Origin of the sequence: Pseudoalteromonas sp. CF6-2 (assembly GCF_021729425.1) — a bacterium.
Lineage (GTDB): Bacteria > Pseudomonadota > Gammaproteobacteria > Enterobacterales > Alteromonadaceae > Pseudoalteromonas > Pseudoalteromonas arabiensis.
This window is the reverse complement of record NZ_CP091443.1, coordinates 357,624-378,906: the sequence shown is the minus strand read 5'-3', so window position 1 is coordinate 378,906 and position 21,283 is coordinate 357,624. Positions and strand designations below refer to the sequence as shown.

21 protein-coding genes are annotated in these 21,283 nt (G+C 41.7%); 7 read left to right on the top strand and 14 right to left on the bottom strand.

Annotated elements, in window-relative coordinates; translation table 11 throughout:
• Positions 1-100: 100 nt before the first annotated feature.
• The 7 genes from L3Q70_RS18440 to L3Q70_RS18410 form a co-directional block, all read right to left on the bottom strand.
• Entirely contained in the window at positions 101-931 is an 831-nt protein-coding gene (locus L3Q70_RS18440; RefSeq protein ID WP_237115681.1) for a sugar phosphate isomerase/epimerase, read from the bottom strand.
• 73 nt (positions 932-1,004) lie between these two features.
• On the bottom strand, positions 1,005-1,760 hold the full coding sequence (locus L3Q70_RS18435) for a gluconate 2-dehydrogenase subunit 3 family protein (RefSeq protein WP_237115680.1): 756 nt from the start codon (positions 1,758-1,760) through the stop codon (positions 1,005-1,007).
• A gap of 2 nt (positions 1,761-1,762) precedes the next feature.
• Entirely contained in the window at positions 1,763-3,442 is a 1,680-nt protein-coding gene (locus L3Q70_RS18430; RefSeq protein WP_130052585.1) for a GMC family oxidoreductase, read from the bottom strand.
• 1 nt (position 3,443) lies between these two features.
• The gene (locus L3Q70_RS18425) at positions 3,444-4,136 is read right to left on the bottom strand and encodes a DUF1080 domain-containing protein (protein ID WP_237115679.1); all 693 of its coding nucleotides are present in this window, start codon (positions 4,134-4,136) and stop codon (positions 3,444-3,446) included.
• Positions 4,137-4,160: 24 nt separating this feature from the next.
• Positions 4,161-5,381 carry an MFS transporter gene (locus tag L3Q70_RS18420; RefSeq protein WP_237115678.1) on the bottom strand — a complete coding sequence of 407 codons (1,221 nt, stop codon included), beginning with the start codon at positions 5,379-5,381 and terminating at the stop codon, positions 4,161-4,163.
• Positions 5,382-5,415: 34 nt separating this feature from the next.
• Complete coding sequence (locus L3Q70_RS18415) at positions 5,416-6,468, bottom strand: sugar phosphate isomerase/epimerase (protein ID WP_237115677.1); 1,053 nt, start codon at positions 6,466-6,468, stop codon at positions 5,416-5,418.
• Positions 6,469-6,474: 6 nt separating this feature from the next.
• Positions 6,475-7,635: a Gfo/Idh/MocA family oxidoreductase gene (locus L3Q70_RS18410; protein WP_237115676.1), complete on the bottom strand. Its 1,161-nt coding sequence runs from the start codon at positions 7,633-7,635 to the stop codon at positions 6,475-6,477.
• Between the two features lie 162 nt (positions 7,636-7,797).
• Here L3Q70_RS18410 and L3Q70_RS18405 point away from each other — a divergent pair, with 162 nt between their 5' ends.
• On the top strand, positions 7,798-8,523 hold the full coding sequence (locus L3Q70_RS18405; RefSeq protein WP_237115675.1) for an AraC family transcriptional regulator: 726 nt from the start codon (positions 7,798-7,800) through the stop codon (positions 8,521-8,523).
• Here the strand turns inward: L3Q70_RS18405 and L3Q70_RS18400 are convergent.
• Positions 8,520-9,389 (bottom strand): BadF/BadG/BcrA/BcrD ATPase family protein, encoded by an 870-nt coding sequence (locus tag L3Q70_RS18400; protein ID WP_237115674.1) that lies wholly within the window; start codon positions 9,387-9,389, stop codon positions 8,520-8,522. The two genes, L3Q70_RS18405 and L3Q70_RS18400, sit on opposite strands and share 4 nt — an antisense overlap.
• 2 nt (positions 9,390-9,391) lie before the next feature.
• The gene (locus L3Q70_RS18395; RefSeq protein WP_237115673.1) at positions 9,392-10,120 is read right to left on the bottom strand and encodes a copper homeostasis protein CutC; all 729 of its coding nucleotides are present in this window, start codon (positions 10,118-10,120) and stop codon (positions 9,392-9,394) included.
• A gap of 387 nt (positions 10,121-10,507) precedes the next feature.
• Here L3Q70_RS18395 and L3Q70_RS18390 point away from each other — a divergent pair, with 387 nt between their 5' ends.
• Together L3Q70_RS18390 and L3Q70_RS18385 are read left to right on the top strand one after the other, a co-directional pair.
• A complete protein-coding gene (locus L3Q70_RS18390) occupies positions 10,508-13,297 on the top strand; it encodes a TonB-dependent receptor (protein ID WP_237115672.1) in 2,790 nt (929 codons plus the stop codon).
• A 70-nt stretch (positions 13,298-13,367) separates the two neighbouring features.
• Positions 13,368-13,784: a GNAT family N-acetyltransferase gene (locus tag L3Q70_RS18385; protein ID WP_237115671.1), complete on the top strand. Its 417-nt coding sequence runs from the start codon at positions 13,368-13,370 to the stop codon at positions 13,782-13,784.
• A 40-nt stretch (positions 13,785-13,824) separates the two neighbouring features.
• Here the strand turns inward: L3Q70_RS18385 and minE are convergent, their stop codons facing one another.
• Genes minE through minC form a run of 3 tightly spaced genes read right to left on the bottom strand, consistent with a single transcriptional unit; the run spans position 13,825 to position 15,609 of the window.
• Positions 13,825-14,088: a cell division topological specificity factor MinE gene (minE, locus tag L3Q70_RS18380; protein ID WP_062568059.1), complete on the bottom strand. Its 264-nt coding sequence runs from the start codon at positions 14,086-14,088 to the stop codon at positions 13,825-13,827.
• Position 14,089: 1 nt separating this feature from the next.
• The gene (gene minD / locus L3Q70_RS18375) at positions 14,090-14,899 is read right to left on the bottom strand and encodes a septum site-determining protein MinD (protein ID WP_062568058.1); all 810 of its coding nucleotides are present in this window, start codon (positions 14,897-14,899) and stop codon (positions 14,090-14,092) included.
• Between the two features lie 5 nt (positions 14,900-14,904).
• The gene (minC, locus tag L3Q70_RS18370; RefSeq protein ID WP_062568057.1) at positions 14,905-15,609 is read right to left on the bottom strand and encodes a septum site-determining protein MinC; all 705 of its coding nucleotides are present in this window, start codon (positions 15,607-15,609) and stop codon (positions 14,905-14,907) included.
• Between the two features lie 155 nt (positions 15,610-15,764).
• On the opposite strand from minC, the gene L3Q70_RS18365 reads away from it, so the two are divergent.
• The gene (locus tag L3Q70_RS18365; protein WP_062568056.1) at positions 15,765-16,046 is read left to right on the top strand and encodes a YcgL domain-containing protein; all 282 of its coding nucleotides are present in this window, start codon (positions 15,765-15,767) and stop codon (positions 16,044-16,046) included.
• On the top strand, positions 16,039-17,064 hold the full coding sequence (locus L3Q70_RS18360) for a lytic murein transglycosylase (RefSeq protein ID WP_237115670.1): 1,026 nt from the start codon (positions 16,039-16,041) through the stop codon (positions 17,062-17,064). Before L3Q70_RS18365 ends, L3Q70_RS18360 begins: the two co-directional genes overlap by 8 nt.
• 64 nt (positions 17,065-17,128) lie before the next feature.
• On the opposite strand, the gene L3Q70_RS18355 is transcribed toward L3Q70_RS18360, so the two are convergent.
• Complete coding sequence (locus tag L3Q70_RS18355; protein WP_237115669.1) at positions 17,129-17,482, bottom strand: hypothetical protein; 354 nt, start codon at positions 17,480-17,482, stop codon at positions 17,129-17,131.
• Between the two features lie 181 nt (positions 17,483-17,663).
• Positions 17,664-18,224 carry a MarR family transcriptional regulator gene (locus L3Q70_RS18350; protein ID WP_237115668.1) on the bottom strand — a complete coding sequence of 187 codons (561 nt, stop codon included), beginning with the start codon at positions 18,222-18,224 and terminating at the stop codon, positions 17,664-17,666.
• A gap of 258 nt (positions 18,225-18,482) precedes the next feature.
• Here L3Q70_RS18350 and adhP point away from each other — a divergent pair, with 258 nt between their 5' ends.
• Positions 18,483-19,493, top strand: a complete 1,011-nt coding sequence (gene adhP / locus L3Q70_RS18345) for an alcohol dehydrogenase AdhP (RefSeq protein WP_062568053.1) — start codon at positions 18,483-18,485, stop codon at positions 19,491-19,493.
• A 1,246-nt stretch (positions 19,494-20,739) separates the two neighbouring features.
• Positions 20,740-21,165: a hypothetical protein gene (locus tag L3Q70_RS18340; protein ID WP_237115667.1), complete on the top strand. Its 426-nt coding sequence runs from the start codon at positions 20,740-20,742 to the stop codon at positions 21,163-21,165.
• Positions 21,166-21,283: the final 118 nt, after the last annotated feature.

Genomic DNA, 21,283 nt, shown 5'->3' with positions numbered 1-21,283 from the left:
TTTTTATTAGAGTTAGCCGACAGAGCAAAAACACTTGGAGTTGAATTAGCAAGGTCATACTTATTTTTACAAAAATTGTGGACCTATAATGCTGAACTCTTTAGCGATGCTGTAAAATCTTATCTAAGTTTTGTTTTGATTTAGCAACGCTTTGTAGTGGGGTTAGTCCGTTTGGGTATTCTTCCTGTTCCATCACTAGCCACTTGGTGTCGCCGTGCGATTCTAACGTATCGATGATGGCAGACCAATCAATGTTGTTTTCACCAATAATCGGGCTCATGTTGCTGCCCTTAATCGTGCGTACTTTAATGTGCGTTGCAAGTGTACGGTTAGGGTACTTTTTAATAAAGTAGATTGGATCTTTATCTGCGTAATTGACCCAGCCTATATCTAACTGCAATGGCATGGTCTTGGGTGTATTAGTGGCAATGTAATCCCAAAACGTTGCGTTATTAAATGCATTAAACTCTTTATTATGATTGTGAAAACCGATCTTCATATCAAAGCGGGTTGCATAATCACTGACTTTAGTGAGCTCTTTAACCAGAGATTTAACACCCTCTGGGTGCCATGCTCGCTCATCCCAAGGTATATAGAGTGTTGTAACGCCAAGGGTCTTGTAAAACAGCAGGGTGCTATCAATTGTGTTTTCACTGAGCGCATCAAAGCCTATATGGGCACTACTGGCAACTAAGCCTAATTCACTGAGCTTTGCTCTTAAGGCTGCTGGGTTATTTGAGTATGGACCAAAATCTCCGGCAAACTCAACACCGTCAAAGCCCATTTCGGCAAGAGACTTAAGCGTACCATGAAAGTCATTTTTTAAGGTGTCTTTGACTGACCATAACTGCACACTCACTGGCAGTTTTGCGAATAATTGACCACTAAATACAAGGCTAAAAATGAGCAATAAAATGCGGGTTTTAAACATACTTAAATCCTAAAAAAGCAGGGGAGAGCTCCCCTGCATTAAACTGTGTTATAAAACAACACAAGGGGGAAAGTTAATCGGTATAGGCGTACTCGCTTAAACCAAGCTCAGCTAAAACCTGATCTAAATGAGCTTTTGCTTCATCAGAAGGGCCAGGGTAATCACCAGCAATTGGTACATTACCAAGGTAACCTATGTCTTTACAGCCTTCAGGTGTACAGAAAAAGGCAGCAAGCACTAACTCTTTAAAGCGTAAAAAGGCTTTACCAATACGCTGAAATTGCAGAGGTGTTTGCTCGTTTAAAAACGCAATATCGTCTAAAATCGCGCGATGTTGCTTTTCGTTAAGCGCAACAAATTGCTTTTTAAAACGAAGCTGTGCTTCATCGTTAAGCCACGCGAGTGAATTTAAAATTTTAATTCTATCGCGTTGTTGGCCTTCATAAGGCGCGCTTACCCACTCATTAATAACTGCCGGTACTTGTAGCTCACTGGCTGATGGAATAGCTCCTTCGCGCGGTACAATGTAATCAGATAAAAGCGCTACTAACGTAAGCTCGTCCGCTGTTAAGGTCAGCGGCCAAGGTGATTCTGGTGGCATCACCAAATTAGGATCTTGGCCATAGCCTTTAGCGGTGACAGGCTTAATATCTAAATCAGGCCAATGCTCTTTTGCAGAGACAGCACCGTCATCTTCAAGTGCTTTTGTGCAGCCAGCAGTTAAACCAACCGCCGAGCCCGCAGCTAATAGGCCAAGCCATTTTAAAGACTCACGGCGGCTCATGTTAGAAACATAGTTATATGAGTCATGTTCGTTACGATGATGCATAATTAAAGTACCCCGTTATCAATTTGTTGAGCAAGCCAAGTTGAATTACGCATTGCCAGTGTCATGATGGTGAGCGTACAGTTTTTATGGGGGTTAGAAGCAAATACACCGGCATCCATTACAAATAGGTTATTACAATCCCATGTTTGACCCCATTGATTGGTGACCGAATCTTTCTTTGAGCTCCCCATTCGAGTCGTGCCCACTTCGTGAATGATTTCGCCACCTTTTGAAATTGCTTTTTCAGCAGGCGGGAGGTCGCCAACGGTCGCCCCCATGTTTTCTAAGATTTGCTTCGCGGTTTTTAAACCATGTTCGATTTGCTTTAACTCTCTGTCAGACCACTTAAAGTGGAACTTTGATACCGGAATACCCCATTTGTCTTTAACCTTTTCGTCGATTTCCATATAGGTATCTTTGTTCGGTAACATTTCGCCACGTAGAGCAAAGCCAACGTAAGAGCCATATGCATCACGAATTTGTTGTTTAAGGGCAGGACCATAACCTTGTTTATCACCCGATACACCTGAGCCTGGTTGCCTAAAGCCACCGCCAATTTCAAAGTGATAACCACGTGGGAAATCTAATTCATTGTTAGCTTGTGCTTGATGACCCCACCAAGGAATAAATAAGTGGTTAGCGGTATGGCCATCTTCGTTATAGCGTGGGCGGCCTTTAAGTGCTGGAATTTGTGCACCTAACCATGCACCCGTCGAATCCATTAAGTTTCTACCTACTTGGCCACTTGAATTAGCAAGGCCTTTAGGGTGCTTTTTATTTTTTGAGTTTAATAAGATACGCGCTGATTCACAGGCACTGGCTGCTAAGATAACCACATCAGCATCAATGGCATGCTCAGTGACCGTATGTTTATCAACATAGGTTACGCCAGTTACTTTACCTTGCTCATCAACCTTGACTGATTTAACCATGGCATCGGTAATGACTTTTAAGTTACCGGTAGCTTTTGCCATAGGTAATAGCGATGTCGTAGTTTGAAAAGCGGCGCCAATCGAGCAACCCGAGCCACAAGGCGTTGCATAAAAACACGCCATGCGATCATCTTTCGGGCGAGTTAATACCGCACGGTGCATCGGTACTGCTTGAATACCCATTTTCTTTGCAGAAGCGGCAATTAAAAGCTCAGGAACACGCGGCTTTGGTGGCGGCTGTAAAATACCCGGTGACGAATCTGGCATATCTTCATGGCCTGTATTGGTGCCACATACACCAACAAGTTCTTCAGTTTTATCGTACCAAGGTGCTAAATCAGCGTATTCAAAAGGCCAGTCAGCACCGTGACCATCACGGCTTTTGCCTTTAAAATCGTGCTCGCTAAAGCGTAATGAATAGCGGCCCCAGTGGTTTGTTCGACCACCTAGCATACGTGCGCGCCACCAATAAAAGTCGCTCCCTTTTGCGCTAGTGTATGGCTCATCAGGCACTTGCCAGCCGCCATCAACAGTTGCGTCGTAAAAGCCAAAGTTTTTGTCTTTATTACCTGCACCCATAAGTGGGGCTTCGTTGTTACGGCGAAACATCGGGCTTTCTGTTTTCGGGTCATAATTACGACCGGCTTCAAGTAATAACACTTTGTGGCCAAGTTTGGTCAGCGTGTAAGCAGCCATGGCACCGCCAGCACCAGAGCCAACTACTAATACCTTGTGTTTAAAATCAGACATCTTATAGCTCCTTGATTTTTATATTTTTAAACCACACTTTGTCGCCGTGGTCTTGAAGCCCAATATGACCTTGTTCAGCCGTTGCAAAGTTTTGCCAGGTTGCAAACTTACTGCCTTTAACAAGGGTATTCCAGGTTGTACTACCAATCACAATGCTGGTGGTGCTAATACCGTTTTGCCAAACTTGTAAATGGTTGTCTTGCATCTTAATACGTACATGGTTCCAGCTATTTGCTGGTTTGTGCGCTGCAACTGGCGCAGCAAATAAATCGTAAATTGACCCCGCTAAATGCGAGTCAATTTCAGTATCTGGGTGTTCTTCGTTATCAATAATTTGAATTTCAGGCGCATGAGAGTAAATCATCTGCCCAGTTTCATCAGCCAGTACGAAAATGCCACTATTGCCTTTGGTAGAGATTTTCCAATCAATCTTTAATTCAAAGTTTTGGTACTGCTTTTTAGTGAGCAGGTCGCCACCACTTTTGGTTAGTGTCATAGCGCCATCTTCAACGACCCATGCAGGGTTTAAATATTCGCTTTTAAAGTTACGCCACTGCGACATATCTTTACCATCAAACAATAACTGCCAGCCAGCTTGCTTTTCTTGTTGTGTAAGCTGATTGTCAGCCGCATTAGCGAGTGCACAGCTACTAACGGTGAGCATTAAAGTCAGTGCTTTAAGAGATTTAAACATAGTGTTCCTCGACGATTTACTTGCTTAAGACGCACATTTTTCGGTGCGTTTGTTGTTATTAATTACTAAATGCAACCCAATGAATGCGACGATTAAAATAATTGGGAAGATCAGTAGGTTTTGTAATACAGCCTGTCCGGCTAAAATTTCAATTTGTTCAACACTTGCGCCACTTGCTTCTGCCGATGAGCGTGCTGTATCTATCCAGCTACCAATTACAGGGTTCCAAATGCTCATCGCAAACATGCCTGCACCGCCCATTAACGACATACCCAGCGCCCCTGACTTTGGAATGTATTCAGCAACGCAGCCAAGCATGGTTGGCCAAAAGTAGGTAACGCCAAGTGCAAATAATATGGCTGCTAGATAAATCATGCTGCCCTCGGCTTGGCTCATCATAAATATACCTAAGCTTGCACAAATGGCTGAACCAAGTAATACACCGGTAGGGTTGAGCTTGTGCACAATGGGGCCAGCAAAGAAGCGACCAACAGCCATTAAGCCAGTGATTAAGGCTAATACCACCATAGGAGAGGCACCCGATGAACCTAGAATACGCTCAATCCATTGTTGCGTGCCAAACTCAGTGGTTGCTGTGAGTGTCATACAGGCAATTAAAAAGAGGTATAACGGCGTGAATAAGTGGCGAATATTACTGCTGGTTGAGTGAGTACGCGTATCAAAGCTAGGAAACTGCGCTTTAATCAGCATAGCGCCATAAATAACCGTAGGCACTAAAATTAACGCCACTTGCCATTGCCAGTTTAAACCCGCTCCCGACATAAAGTTAGAGGCAAGTGCGCCAATCACAATGCCACCTGGGAACCAAACATGAAAACGGTTTAGCATGGTAGTGGTATTTTTAGGATACATTTCTGCAATCAGCGGATTACAGCCCGCTTCAACAGAGCCGTTAGCAAAACCAATCAAAAAGGTAGAAACCAGTAAGCCCCAAAAGCCATCGGCAGTAATGGTCAAAACCAGACCAAGTAAATGGCAGATAAAGGCTAACGCCACTAATTTCTTCGCGCCAATGGCATTATAAATAATGCCGCCGATCATAGTCGCAACCGGAAAACCTAAAAATGCCATGGCATTAACCCAACCTAATTCTGTGTCGGTTAGGCCAAACTCACTGCCAAGTTGACCTAAAATACCAGCACGAATGGCAAAGGTCATAGAGGTCACAATCAGTGCTATACAGCAAAGCCGAAAGACAATGCGGTTATAATTATTGTTGTCCATATTGTGTGTCCTGTGTGTTCAATTGTTGTCGGTTTTATAAACCTAAAATTCGATTATTACGCTCAGTGTTTGTTGTGCCACTGGCAAAATCGTCAAAGGCTTTGTCTGTTGGATTTATTAAGTGGGCTTTAATAAACTCAGCGCCTTCTCTTGCCCCATCTTCTGGGTGCTTTAAGCAGCATTCCCATTCAAGTACAGCCCAACCATCAAACCCATATTGCGTTAACTTGCTAAAGATTTGCTTAAAATCGACTTGGCCATCACCTAAAGAACGAAAACGCCCTGGTCGGTCTTGCCAGTTTTGAAAACCGCCATAAACACCTGAGCGGCCATTTGCGATAAATTCGGCATCTTTGACATGAAACGCCTTAATGCGCGAATGATAGATATCGATAAACGCTAAATAGTCGAGCTGTTGCAATACGAAGTGGCTCGGATCATAAAGAATATTAACGCGAGGGTGATTATTGGTTGCCGCTAAAAAGCGCTCAAATGTCACACCATCATGTAGGTCTTCACCCGGGTGTAATTCATAACAGACATCTACACCATGCTCATCAAAGCAATCTAAAATAGGTAACCAACGCTTAGCAAGCTCATTAAAACCTTGCTCAACGAGTCCTTGTGGGCGTTGTGGCCACGGGTAAAAGGTATGCCATAAAAAAGAACCCGAAAAAGTCGCATGAGTTGTTAACCCCAGGTTCTTACTGGCTTTAGCAGCTAGCATCAGTTGCTCTGTTGCCCATTCTGTACGTGCTGCAGGGTTACCTTTTACATGCTCTGCGGCAAAGTTATCGAACATTTCATCGTACGCAGGGTGCACAGCAATTAACTGACCTTGCAAATGTGTTGATAACTCTGAAATTGTAAGTCCATACTCTGTGGCAATACCAGTGACTTCATCGCAGTATTGCTGACTTTGGGCGGCTTTTTCTAAATCGAAAATTTCAGGGTTAGAGGTAGGTACTTGAATCGCTTTGTAACCTAAACCGCTTGCCCACTTACATAAGCCACGAAGGCTGTTAAAGGGGGCTTCTTTAGAAATAAACTGCGCCAAAAAAATTGCTGGCCCTTTGATTTTATTCATTCTTTATTATCCAATCTGTAATTTGTGCCACTTAATGTCTTGCTTCGATGAAGCAACTACGTGCTCAATAAATGCCATACCACGTATAGCTTCATTGATGCCAGGCACATCAAATGCTGAGTTTGTTGCTCTATCGCCTTGTTTAAATGCGTGAATTTGTGCTGCAAAATTGCTGTAGATATTAGCAAATGCTTCTAGGTAACCTTCAGGGTGACCTGCAGGGGCGCGCAGTGCGTTTTGTGTCTCAGGGTGTAATTCACCCACACCCGCTCGCAGTAAAATAGAGGGTTGGTTGTGACCACGCAGCCATAAACTATTAGGTTCAAGCTGTGACCATTCAAGGCTTGCCTTGTCGCCGTAAATACGTAGCCGTAAGTTGTTTTCATCGCCAATAGCGATTTGGCTTGCCAGTAAAACGCCTTTACAACCATTATTGAATCTAAGTAGCACGGTGCCATCGTCATCAAGGGCGCGACCTTCAACCACATGATTTAAATCGGCACAAAGCTCGGTGATTTCGAGATCAGAGACATACTCGGCTAAGTTAGCTGCATGCACGCCAATGTCGCCCATACAACAACTAATGCCAGACTTACTGGTGTCTAAACGCCAGCTAGCTTGTTTTGAGCCTTCGTCTTCACTGTGTGCTAACCAACCTTGGGTGTACTCAACAATCACTTTACGTATAGTGCCAAGCTCACCGGCTTTAATGCGATGTTTGGCCTCTTTGACCATAGGGTAACCTGTGTAAGTGTGGGTTAACCCATATAAAACCTGCTGCTTTGCAATGATGGCTTGTAATTGCTCTGCTTCTGCGAGAGTGAGCGTTGCGGGTTTATCTGATAGCACATGAAAACCATGTTCAAGCGCCATTTTTGCGACCGGAAAATGCAAATGGTTGGGTGTTACAATAGCCACAAAGTCGATACGCTCATCAGTGGGTAATTTTGCTTCTTCGGTAAATAACCTTTGGTAACTGTCGTAGCAACGACTGCTATCAAGCCCGAGTAGTTCGCCAGTTGCTTTACATTTGTTTGCATCTGAACTGAATGCGCCTGCAACAAGCTCTATCATCCCGTCTAACCGCGCTGCAATTCGATGAATAGCGCCAATGAAGGCACCATCGCCACCGCCTACCATTGCCATGCGGATCTTAGCTTTGCTCATCTTAAGCGCTCCTAGTTTAAATAGCGTTTGTTACTGTTAATATCATGTTATTGATAATAGGAAAGCTTGAGCAATAAGCGCTAATAAAAATTCGGTTGACAATGCAACAAAATCGGCGTTTAAAATATATAGGGTTGTTCTTTATTGAGACAAAATTAAGCGATGGATATTCAAGAAATAATAAAAAAAGCTGGCGTAAATCAGCTAATTGCTGCATTTGATTTACTGCCAGATATCCTCTTTTGGGTAAAAGACACAGACAGTAGAATTTTGCATTGTAATCAGCATTTTATTGAGCATCAGGGTTATAAAACACTGGAGCAAATATTGCTAAAAACAGACTTCGATTTTTCGCCAAAGCACCTCGCGTTTCAGTACGTCAATGACGATAAACGAGTGACGGAAGGCTACATAGTAACTGACCGTTTAGAGCTTAACCAAACCCAACAAGGTGAGCTCGGTTGGTTTTCAACGTCAAAGCATGCTCTAAAAGATCATGATGGCAATGTGATTGGCACCTATGGTGTGACTCGGCACTTACAAAAAACCTCAAAAGCACTTTCTCATGTAAGAGCAATTGAAGAGCCGGTAAAATTTATTCGCGAGCATTATCATCGTCAGATCAGTATTGATGAATTAGCAGAGCTTGCACACTTGTCGGTAAGTGCTTTAGAGCGTCGCTTTAAAAAACACTTAGCAAAAACACCCAATCAATTCATTAATGAAGTGCGTCTCGAAAATGCTCGTAAGCTGCTGATTGAAACACAGCTACCCATTTCACAAGTCGCTTATCAGTGCGGCTTTTCTGAGCCGAGTTACTTCAGCAAACAATTTCGGCGTTTGTTTGGTGAAATTCCCTCACAAATGCGCTCACAACTCGGCGATTAAATTGCCGCTCTTGCCATTAAAATAGCCCCTTGCTCAGCACTGGCAAGGGCGGGGGTTAAACGCGCTTTACTGGCATCAGTTAAATAAGGCGTGATGGCACTGGCAATGCCGCCCATCAAGGTAACGTTTTCAATACCTTGTTTTTCAAAGTAAGCGATATAGCGGGTAATGTATGCGCACGCTTCATTTATTAATTGCTGACAAAAAGCGTCATCAGAATAGCTAAAAACCAGCGGTGCAAATTTGGCGAGCTCAACAGGGCGTGCTGATATTAAACGCTGACTTAACGCTTGGCTTGAGTTGCAGTTAAGCTGGGTGAGCAGGGTATCTACAGCAGCGGAACTTTTCGCAACACCATCAAGTACTTCAAATGTTTTACGGCAAAGTTGTAAGCCTAACCAACCACCACTGGCACCATCGCTCAGCAATAAACCATAGCCTCCCAATTCACTAAATTGGTTTTGCTGTTGGTAGCCTGCACAAAAGCCGGTGCCAATAATAATCACCGCGCCATCATGGTGTTGGTGTGCGCCTTTACACGCAATCAGCATATCTGTTGAAAGAGTAAACTTAGCAAAAGGGTGCTGCCATTTGGTCATGGCTTGATAGGCAGAGTCGATATTGGCACCGGCAAGCCCAGCATGCACATAGGTGTTTTTGAGCTCGCTTAAGGCAAGCCCTGCCTCATGAAAAGCAAGCTCAGTGGCGTGCAGTATTGAGTCTTGGCTTTGTTGACAGCTGGTGGCCACGTTTGCTGAGCCACTTATGGCTTCGCTAAGCAAAGAGCCATTTTCGTTTTCTAAACGAACTTTACACTTACTGCCACCGCCATCAATACCTAAAAAATACGTTGCTTTTTTCGCCATGCTTAATCCTTTGAAAGTAGCTTATAGATAGCCTCAGCGTTAATTGCACCTTGTGCGTTATGCACGCAAGAGTGTACATGCACAGATGCATTTGCTGAATGGTTTCTTATTAATTGCCAAAAAGCTTCCGCGTTTTCTAGGGTAACGCCGCCACCCATAACAATTTCTATTTGATTGGCGCTCTGCGCTAAATATGTGTTGAGCTGATTTAGACCATCAACGGCACTTTGCCCGCTTTGCCACGGCGTGCCTGATGTTAATATACGGTCAACTCCTAAGCTAATGAGTGTATCAAGTGCGCATAACGGGTTTGTAAGGGTATCGAATGCACGGTGAAAGGTCACCATTAAGCCATGCTGTTTAGCTGTGGCAACTAAAGAGCGAGTCACGTTTAAATCAAGTTTTCCTTGTTTGACTGCACCCAATACTACCCCATGTGCCCCTAGATTAGCTGCGAGTTTTATCTGTTTTTCCATTAATTTATGACACTCAGTACGAACAGTAAAATTGCCAGCTTCTGGTCGTATCATTACTAATAGCTCGGTATTTCTGGTCAGGCTTTTCAATGCGCATTCAATTGCTGAAATACTGGGTGTTAAGCCTCCTAGGTGTAAATTGCTGCATAGCTCAAAGCGCTTTGCGCCTAAGTTGCAAGCCGTAAAAACGTTGTTTGCAAGTTGCTTTAAGTCGCTTTCATTTAGACAGACTTCAAGGATTTTACCATTGTTCATAGTTGTGTTTTTACCATATCTATTACACCTAGTTTCTAGTCACTTATTTCACTTGTTTTATCAGAAAGTATTTTATGTATTTTAATCTATTTTTATCAATTACTTATATTTTACGGTGTGTTCTTTGAAACTTTGGTTTACGCACATAAAACATAAGGTTAACTATAAAGTAGAATATATAAAAATGAATATAAAATATTCCTTGCGCCGATTTTGTTATATCGGTCACCGAATTTTTATTATCACTTTTTGACCGCTCCCCCTATTCTGAAACTGAGTTTAACAAGCTATTAACTCCCAATAATCAGTTTAAACCGATAACAATAAAATGTTTTATGAGATGTATAGATCTCATAAAGCGTGCAGAACACACAACTGGAGATGAGCATGGGCAAGCAAAGTGTAATAAAAATAAAAGAGCAAGGACGGCATTTTAAACGTAATGCAATTGTGATTTCGTTACTCTCGGCAATCAACACAGGTTACGCCGCTGAACAAGCGAATGAAGACGTAGAAGTGATTGAAGTACGTGGTATTCGTTCATCAACCGCAGAGAACTTAGCAATTAAACGACTTTCAGCTGCCACGGTTGATGCAATTACCGCAGAAGATATTGGTAAATTTCCTGATAAAAACGTCGCTGATTCATTACAACGTGTATCAGGTGTACTCATTGATCGCGATGGTGGCGAAGGTAGTCGTGTCAGCATTCGTGGTACGTCACCAGATTGGACTCTCACCCAATTAAACGGTAACTATATTGCTTCGTCTGGCACAGGGAGTCCTGCACGCAGTTTCAACTACACACTATTGCCATCAAGCATGATCAAAAGTGTAGAAGTGTACAAAAGTGCAGAAGCTCGTATTGATGAAGGCGGTATTGGCGGCACGGTTATATTACACACCCGTAAACCACTTGAAATGGAAGCAAATTCAGGGGCGCTAAGCGCTGAGGTGACTTACGATGATGTGTCTGAGGACACAAAACCACAAGTGAATGTATTGTACTCATGGAAAAACGATGAGGAAAACTTCGGTATTTTAGCAGGCTTTACACGGCAAGAAAGACGTGTGGTTACTGTTTCAAATGAGTCTTTTGGTTGGCGTTTTTACTCTGATTCGGCGGAAGATGCAGATCAACCAGCTATTGTAGACCAAGCTACAGGTGAAGTTTATGATAATGTTTGGGCATCGTCTGGCATACATGTGAAAAACGCAGACCAAGATCGTGACCGTGATGGTTATCAAGTTGCTATTCAATGGATGCCAACAGACCGTTTAGATCTGAGCTTTAATTATTTTGGTGCAAAATTAAGTTATGACCAAGTCGGACAAGAAGTGTTCTTTGCCGAGTGGAATGATAATCACAATCCCTATTTTGGTGTCGAATTAGATGGCGACACAGTCGTTGCTTATGGTAATGGTGACAATGGTTTATTGAATGAGAATAACTGGGGTGATGCCGATGTAAACGGCGGCGTGCCGGTTCGCCGTGGTTTATTGTCGCCTCAACTAACGGGTCGTGAGCGTTTTGGTGAATCAAAGTCTAATACATTTGATTTTGAAGGTACTTATTATGGTGATGCATACAGCATTACGTTAAAGCTTGGACATACAAAAGCTGACGGTGGTACATCAAAAGAAACCTATGCAAATATTGATGCTCGCCTTGGCTCTGTAAATAGCTGGCATTGGTCAACAAAAGGGGGCAAGCCATCTTACGAAGTATCTACAGATTTAGCCACCGATAAAGAAGCGTATCAATACTATGATTGGTTTGACTCTTACTCATCTGAAAATGAAGACTCTGAAAATTACATTCAAACAGACGTAAAATTTGACCTTGATGGCAGCTTTTTTACCCGTGTGTATGTGGGGGGCAAATATCGCGACCACGAAATTAAAGGGATGCGTAATGATTTTCGTTGGGATGATGGCATAGCTGACAACGGCGGTTACCGTGGCTATTTACCAGGTACAGAGTGGTTCCATAATCCTGATTTTCACCCAGATGCACCAACACTGGTGAGCGATCATGTGGTGGATAATAGCGCAGGGGATACAGGCGCATTTAACTTTTTAGCGTTTGATTTCAATGCCCTTGATAATTACTTAAAAGACAATTTTAGTCGAACTGTTGTACCGTCACTTTCGGGTACTTATGCCCTTGAAGAGAAAATTTGGTCTGTTTACACCCAAGCTGATTTTGAATGGCAAAACTTTCGCGGTAACTTGGGTGTACGTTATGTTAATACTGAGCTGACAACACTTACGTATGATGAAGTGATTGGCCAAGACAATAATGATACCGACCCAAATGAGCGTAGCAGTGATGATGGCGAAGTCTTACCAAGTTTTAACCTCGCTTGGGATGCTACAGAAGATTTAGTTGTGCGTTTTGCTGCGGCACGAACCATGTCACGAATTAGTTATTCAGATTTAAGCCAGTCTGAAACTTATGGTCCTCCGGTGAATATAAACTCGCCGGACTCATGGACAGGACGAGGCCGAGGAACATCTGTGAATACAGGTCTTGACCCTATGTTGTCTGATCAATTCGATTTAGGTGTCGAGTGGTATTATGGGGAAGGTTCTGCGTTAGGGGCGACGGTGTTTTCAAAAGATATCTCAAACCTACCAATCTCCACTCTCGAAATTGTGCAGCGAGAGCATGATTGCTGTAATGGCCCAATTGAAGTTGAAATGAACACCAAAGTAGGGGGCGGCGAAGCAAAATCAGAGGGTTTAGAGCTGTTCTTTCAGCATTCGTTTGATAATGGTTTTGGTATTTTAACTAACTACACCTACACAGATACCAGCACCAGCGAAGTCTCAACAGACGGGCAAAAAACAGATGCTGAAATACCAGGTACAGCTAAGCATCAATATAATATTTCAGTGTATTTTGAGAACGATGATTTTAGCGTTCGTGCCTCTTATAACTGGAAAGATGACCGTGCTAACGGCATACACAAAGGATATAACTTTTACACCAAAGACTATGGTCAGCTAGATGTGAATGCATCATATAATCTAACTGAGCAGCTCTCATTTACTGCATCTGTAGTAAACCTAACAGAAGAGCTTGAAGAAGGTTATTGGAAACAGAGTAATCGCTTTACCTATAACCAGTATTCGGGTCGTCGCTTTTACCTAGGCGCAAATTATAACTTCTAACCGACATGTTGTTTGTTGCAACCTAAAAAGGTACTTTTACTAAAGTACCTTTTTCTTTTTTAAGACAAGAATGATTGAATTTGTAGCGGCTACCGAGCAAGACAAAGCCTATTTACTCGACTTAAGGTTAAATACCATGGTTGGACACCTTGAGAACCAAGGGTTATTTTTATCACTTGAACAACACCAAGCAAGAGTGGCAGAACACTTTGAACACAGCCACTTAGTGTTAAATGATGGGCAATGTGTAGGCGCTGCTAAGTTCATTGTTAGTGACAAAACAATCAGTTTATTACAGCTACAAATAGCACCCAAACAGCAGGGCAAAGGGCTAGGCACTCAGGTGTTAAATGCACTAAAAGCACAAACATCAGAAATTAACTTAACGGTGCTAAAAGCAAACCCAGCGTATGGGCTATATCAACGGGCAGGATTCAAAACGCTAGGTGCAGACGACTATGAGTTTCATATGCAGTGGCAGAAATAAAAAAGGGCGCTGTTAGCATTAACAAAGCGCCCAATTTTGACTATTTCTTTTCTTCTTCTGGCAGAGTCACGTTCAACTCAAGTACTGCTAAGTCATCTTCATTTTGATCAAACTGAACTTGAACAGCATCGGTATTTACATTCACATATTTGCGTATTACATCAAGAATATCTTGCTTTAGCTGTGGCAGATAATCAGGTGTACCACGTTGTGAGCGTTCGTGTGCGACAATGATCTGCAATCGCTCTTTTGCTAATGACGCACTGCTTTTCTTCTCTGAGCGGAAGTAGTCAAGTAAAGACACATTAACCTCCAAAAATCCGTTTAAATAAGCCTTTTTTCTCTACATCTAAAAAGCGGAAATCGACAGTTTCACCTAGTAGACGATTAATTGCATCAGTATAGGCTTGGCCTGCATCTGATTCACCGTCTAAAATCACTGGTTGACCAGAGTTTGATGCACTCAATACCGCTTGTGATTCAGGGATAACACCTAAAAGTTTAATCGCAAGAATTTCTTGCACATCTTCAACTGATAGCATTTCGCCTTTTTCAACACGCTCAGGGTTATAACGTGTTAATAATAAGTGTTCTTTAACGCTTTCTAGGCCTTCTTCAGCACGCTTAGATTTACTGTGCAAAATACCTAAAATTCGGTCGGAGTCACGTACTGATGATACTTCAGGATTTGTTGTTATAATTGCTTCATCAGCAAAATACATTGCCATCATTGCGCCCGCTTCAATACCCGCTGGCGAATCACATACGATGTAATCAAAGTCTTTTTTCAAATCATTTAGTACACGTTCAACACCGTCACGGGTTAAGGCATCTTTATCACGTGTCTGTGACGCAGGTAAAATGTGTAACTTATCAACTCGCTTATCTTTAATAAGGGCTTGATTTAAGTTAGCTTCACCATTGATTACGTTTACAAAGTCATAAACAACACGGCGCTCACAACCCATAATAAGGTCAAGATTACGTAGACCAATATCAAAGTCGATAATAACGGTTTTAAAGCCCTTAAGCGCTAAACCTGTGCCAATTGCAGCACTCGATGTGGTTTTACCAACACCACCTTTACCAGAAGTAACGACAATTACTTTTGCCATGAGATTTATCCTTTAACCAAAGCTGAAATTTCTAATGAATCATTTTTTTGTTGGATTTGTACTGCGTTGCCCCAGTGTTCACCTTGTAGGGAATCGCTGATCCAATAACTACCATTAATTGAAACAAGTTCTGCTTCTAATTTTTGGCAAAATATTTGTGCTTCGTTGTAGCCTTTAGCACCTGCAATTGCACGTCCGCGCAATGTGCCATAAATATGAACATTACCGTCGCTAATCACCTCTGCGCCATGACTAACCGCACCAATAACAATAAGGTCACGATCTTTTGCATAGACCTGCTGACCAGAGCGAACTGTGCCGTGAATCACTTGTGCAGGTAGGTGAACGGTTTTCTCAACGATAGATGTATTTGTTTGTTGTTTAGCGGTTGCTCCCTTAACGTCCTGTGAATAATTTAGGACTGATAAGCCTGCCGCTTTGGCGTTTTCGTTTTGCTCTTGGCTGCCATTACACACACCAACAGGGTTAAACGATAGACTGGTAAGCATTGATTTTAAGAAAGAAAAATCAAACGAGTCACCTTGTACATCACTTAAGTTAATTACGATGGGCGCGCCTGCAAAAAACTTAGGTGCTTGGGCTATTTTTTCATCTAACTGCTTACTTAAAAGAGAGGTATCTGCTGAAAATAGATGCAACACAGATAAAGTAAAAAGGTTCCCTTTTAGTTCAAAAATTTGTTCCGACATACATGCTCAATTGAATTGTCTTGGTTAGCTCTTTTTTAAATAAACGCAGGCTGAACAAGGCGTATACAGTAAAAATCTAACCGAAATTTTTAATCTTCTTATAAGAGTCATGTTATAGTGTGCGCCCTCGTTAAGCAAGATATTATAGGGCCATAATGCTAACTGCGGTGTATAAAAGTAAGAAAAAAGCGGATACCTACCTTTTTGTAGAAAAAAGAGATGATTTTACGCGTGTTCCTGAACCTTTAATGGACACATTTGGTCAACCACAGTATGTGATGATAATTAATCTTGCTAGTCGTGAAAAGTTAGGTTTGGCAGACTTAGAAACGGTTAAGCAAGCGTTAATTGACCAAGGTTTCTACTTGCAATTACCACCGCCAGAAGAAAACCTGTTAACCCAATTTAAAAAAGACAAGGGAGTTGAGAGTGATTAAAAAACTTGCCGTAGTTCTACTAAGTGCTTCATTAAGCACATCTGTATTGGCAGAGGAAAAAACACAAGCTGACTTCGACGTATACGTTGCTGCATTAAAAAATGAAGCGACAGAAAAAGGCTATGATCAAGCCTTAATCGAGCAAGCATTCGCAACGGCTAAATTTAAAAAGAAGGTCATTTCAGCTGACAAAAATCAGCCTGAAGTAAAAGAAACCCTCGAAACCTATTTACCAAAACGTGTGCCGCAATGGAAAATTGACCGCGCGCGTAAACTATACAAAGAAAACCAAGAGGTTCTTGAAAAAGTAGCCAAAGAATACGGCGTTCAAGCGCGCTTTATTGTTGCACTTTGGGGCCTTGAAAGTAACTTTGGTAAAATCCAAGGTGGTCACAGTGTGATTGCATCATTAGTCACACTTGCTTTTGATGGCCGCCGCGAAACCATGTACAAAAATCAACTTTGGGCAGCGCTTGATATCTTAAAAGAGGGTCACATTACCCTTGATAAGTTCAAAGGTTCTTGGGCTGGTGCAATGGGTCAAACGCAGTTTATGCCAACCTCATTTAACGCTTACGCTGTTGATTACAACGGTGATGGCCGCAAAGATATTTGGACCACAGAAGAAGACGCATTTGCTTCAATCGCTAATTATTTAAAGCAAGCAGGTTGGAACGATGATTTAACTTGGGGTCGTCAAGTTAAATTACCTGAAGACTTTGATAACGCAAACATTCTTAAACGTGGCACTAAAACGCGCAGCCAATGGTTAGAGTACTGGAAAGACTCTGAGCGCAGTCTTGCTGACTGGCAAGCAATCGGTGTTCGAAAAATGGATGGTAGCGACTTACCAAACGTTGATGTTACCGCTGCGATGGTGATGCCAGATGATGTAAATGGCCGTATGTACTTAGCCTACGATAACTACAAAGCACTGATGCACTGGAATCGCTCGTATTACTTTGCAACCAGTGTTGGTTACTTATCAGATCGCATCGGTTACCCAGCGGTTAAGTAATTTATAGCTATTTTCTGTCAGGCTTAGTTTTACTGAGCCTGATGATTTATATCTCTTTACTCCATTACTCTTTGTGTAATGTGAGAATCTTATCCTTGTTATATAAAACAACAATCTCTTTGCAATTGTTATGCACTAATTCAACGGCAACATAGTTATCATTAGCTGCATGATACATATAGCCAGAATAGTTAAGCTCTGTGATAAGTTTTATATCTTTTATGACCGTGTAGCCATTTGCTTTAGGATTATCTTCATGCTCTTTTACTTTTATGGTCTTGCTTGATAAATCTAATTCAAGCCACGCATTTTTATCTGCATGCTTCCAAGTACCAGAGATATTGCACCCCGAAGTATCTGCAAAAGAGGCAATAGGCAGTGTCACTAGAAAAATCGTTAAGTATTTTATTAAATTCATTTAATTTCTTTTTATTATTTAATTTCAGATTTTAAACCTTTACCTTGAATGCTTTTTGCAATGCATCAACGTCTTTACAGTCAAGGTAATGTTATTTTAACGGCTTTTCCAACTGACACATTACATAACCAGTCATCACCTAGCATACGTATGCCAATACCTTGATTCCATCTAGCGCCCATTAATTCTCACCCTTTCCGGGCTTCTTCAAAATCTTATCTTTAAAATCGAGTACCTTGCCAATACCTGAACCGAGTTTCATTAGGCTTTGGAGTTGTTCAGGGCTCAAACGTTGTAGCTCTGCCGACCATTTTGTAACGGTTTCGAGTAGGTCGTGAATTTCTTGCATTTGCTGCTGAGCAAAGCGCTCATCATCGTTGTGGGCTTCTTCTAAAATATTATCGCGAAGTAAGCTAAGAGTCGGGTCTATCTCACGTTTTTTACGCTCTTCGAATACGCGGTTGGCCATGTCCCAAATACTGCCGGCAGGGCCGTAGTATTCTTTACGGTCGCCAGGGATATGATGCACCTTGATTAAACGCCAAGACTGAAGTTCTTTAATGCCCATACTCACGTTACCACGTGAAATACTTAAGGTATCGGCAATTTCATTGGCGGTCATGGGCTCTTTAGTAATGGTGAGTAAACCACACATTTGACCAATAGTGCGATTAAAGCCCCAACGGCTACCCATTTCACCGCAGTGCATTACAAAAGCTAAATTTTTTTCAGATAGGCTCATAATTTTTTGTATTCAAAAACTTCAGAAATTTAATGCTAGCACGGTGTTGGTATAACTAAAAGAAATAGCCACTATTCGATGTTACGCGACTAAAGTCTAAATTTTGAGCTAGTCCGTTGATTTTACTAAGTGTTAAACAGGAAAATTGAAATCGAACAAAAAATAAACAGTTTGATCTGTATCAATATTGGTGACAATAGTTTGCGTTATCGTATAGGCTCAAAGTGCTCAATTAAAATAAAACAAAGGAGGAACGTTATGAAAGCTGCAGTTAATAAAGAATACAAAGGTAAGCTGACTATTGAAGATATTCCATGCCCTGAGGTAGGGATAAACGACGTGTTAGTTAAAATAGCGGCGTGCGGTGTGTGCCACACTGATTTACATGCATGCCATGGAGATTGGCCTGTAAAACCTAAAATGCCATTAGTACCTGGTCACGAAGGGGTCGGTACAATTGAAAAAGTAGGGGCTAATATAAAGCACTTATCTGTGGGCGATAGAGTAGGGATCCCTTGGCTGTATAGTGCATGCGGGCATTGTGACTACTGCTTAGAAGGTAAAGAAACCTTGTGTCTTGAGCAGCACAATACAGGTTATTCAATAGACGGTGGTTACGCTGAGTATTGTGTTGCACATGGTGACTTTGTCGTAAAAGTACCAGACGGGTTAGGCTTTGCAGAAGCTGCGCCATTATTTTGTGCCGGTGTTACGACGTACAAGGCATTAAAAGTAACGGGTGCAAAAGCAGGTGATTGGGTTGCTATAGTCGGTGTGGGTGGCCTTGGTCACTTAGCGGTGCAGTACGCAAAAGCGATGGGCTTTAATGTAATTGCCGTTGATACTGGTGAAAGTAAACTCAACCTTGCTAAAGAGCTTGGTGCAGACATCACTATTGATTTTATGAAGCAAGTACCATCAGAAACCATTTTTGAGCAAGTGGGTGGTGCTCATGGTGTTGTGTGTACAGCAGTATCAAAACCAGGTTTTGAGCAAGCCTACAAAAGTGTACGCCGTGGCGGTAAATGCGTGCTTGTAGGTTTACCACCAGAAGAGATGCCATTGCCAATTTTCGATACCGTATTAAATGGTGTGTCTGTTGTGGGCTCAATCGTAGGCACGCGTAAAGACTTACAAGAATGCCTGGACTTTGCAGCCAAAGGTAAAGTTAAGGCCATTATTGAAGAAAAACGCCTCGAAGATATCAACGATATTTTTGACGACATGCTAAAAGGCGATATCACAGGCCGAATTGTGATGACGCTTTAAGTTGAGCTTTTTAACAAGTACTGTCAGGTTTGGTTGAATGATTCAATTGAATCTGACAGTTTTTCGTTTGTTAAAAAGCAGGGAGCTGTGACTCGTTATTGCCCCAAAATGAGTTAACGTAATTACTCTATAGATCACCTTTGAGCTATCAGATACAGTGATTCACCTAATGATATTGGCTCTACTCCACAATCTGATATTCCACTAACTTTTATGTTGGTGATGACATAAATAACTGTATTAATACACAGTTTTGTTGTTGTGCTTCCATATTCAAGAAAATGAGCGACGAGCGCATTTTCTTTTTCAGAATATCTTTAGTGCCAATAAAAAATTAGAATTGGCAATGCATTACGTTATTTGTTAAAAATAGATTTATTAATACCTGCGCGTAACATCGGCAGAAAGATGCGCGACGGGCGCACTATAAAATTGTTAGCCATAAAAACGGAGTTGAGCATTGCAAATAGGCATCTTGATAATCGGCCTTATTTCACCAACGTATTGGATGGCATCTCTTCTCAAGCAAGACGTGAATAAGGCGAAAGTAATAAGGCTGCTCAACTGGGTCTATTTTCTTTTTGCTCTATTGTCGGTACTCGCTATTCTGATAATAGAGGTATCACTAACCGCTGGTTGGGAAGATTTCATTTCGTCCAATTGGGTAATTGCAATTTGGAGCATTTTTTTACTCTCAAGGTGCAGTGAAATATATGTGGCATTTCTTAGAGATGCACTCGACAAGGTATCGGAAAAAAAGTCCGAAAGTAGAGGGAAGTGGTGGCCACGATCATTAGTAAGAATAAAAAATAAGCTTTTTGTCCATCAGTGGATATCTCGTCATATTAAAGGGAGTTCGTTGCAAAACCACGATAGGTTGGCATTATCCTTTCGTAGCTATTTCGAACTGATAGTGAATTTCGCGATCTTGTATTTGCTTACACCGGAAACATTTTGGAAAGATTGCAAGAATCCCGAAGGTATTTGGGAGTCTGGATATTTTAGTGGGGTTACGATAACCACACTTGGTTATGGAGATATCACTCCGGTTCATTGGTTCCCTCAATTTCTTACCGTATTTGAGGTATTGTGTGGTTTCGCATTAATCGTGGTTTGTTTCGCAGTGTACTTGCAGAAGGAAAAAAATGGCTAACAAGGCCGTAAACTCGGACGCATTTTCCGTTCGCTGCGCTCACTACAAATACGCCGGTTACGGCTGGCGTTATACGTTTATCAAGGAATGACTATGAATTTAAGGATATTGATACTTACCCTATTAATTACAGGTTGCTCTGAAGCAACTCCCGAGTTTGAAAAATTAGCTGTAGAAATCTCTCATGAGAAATCTGTTAAATTTGATTCTGGATACTGGCAAGTTGGTGGCAATTTGCAATCAGCAAATGCTATGGCGTGGCAGAAAGCTTCGTTTCAAAATAAAAGAGCAACTTGTAGCGTTTTCCTAGAAGCTTTGATTCAACAAAATAAGCTAAATATTGAAGATTCCTCAGATGAAAATATCAAAAAAATGTCAGAGGAACTTGTATATCTGCTAAATGAACGCTTCAAAATGGTTGGCAACGCTCAAGAAAACGAAGAGTCATTTAAACATTTAAAAGTTAGTAATGAAGCGTTAATAGTAATTAAATCATTAAAGTGGCATAAAAACGTATAACAAGTTACTCAAAAGGACGCAAAACGCTTGGCTTGCGCTCCTTCGTCGCTAACTCATTTATGTCCAAAAGCAAGCCACTACTCAAACTACTTACTAAACAAAAAAGCGCAGCTTAACT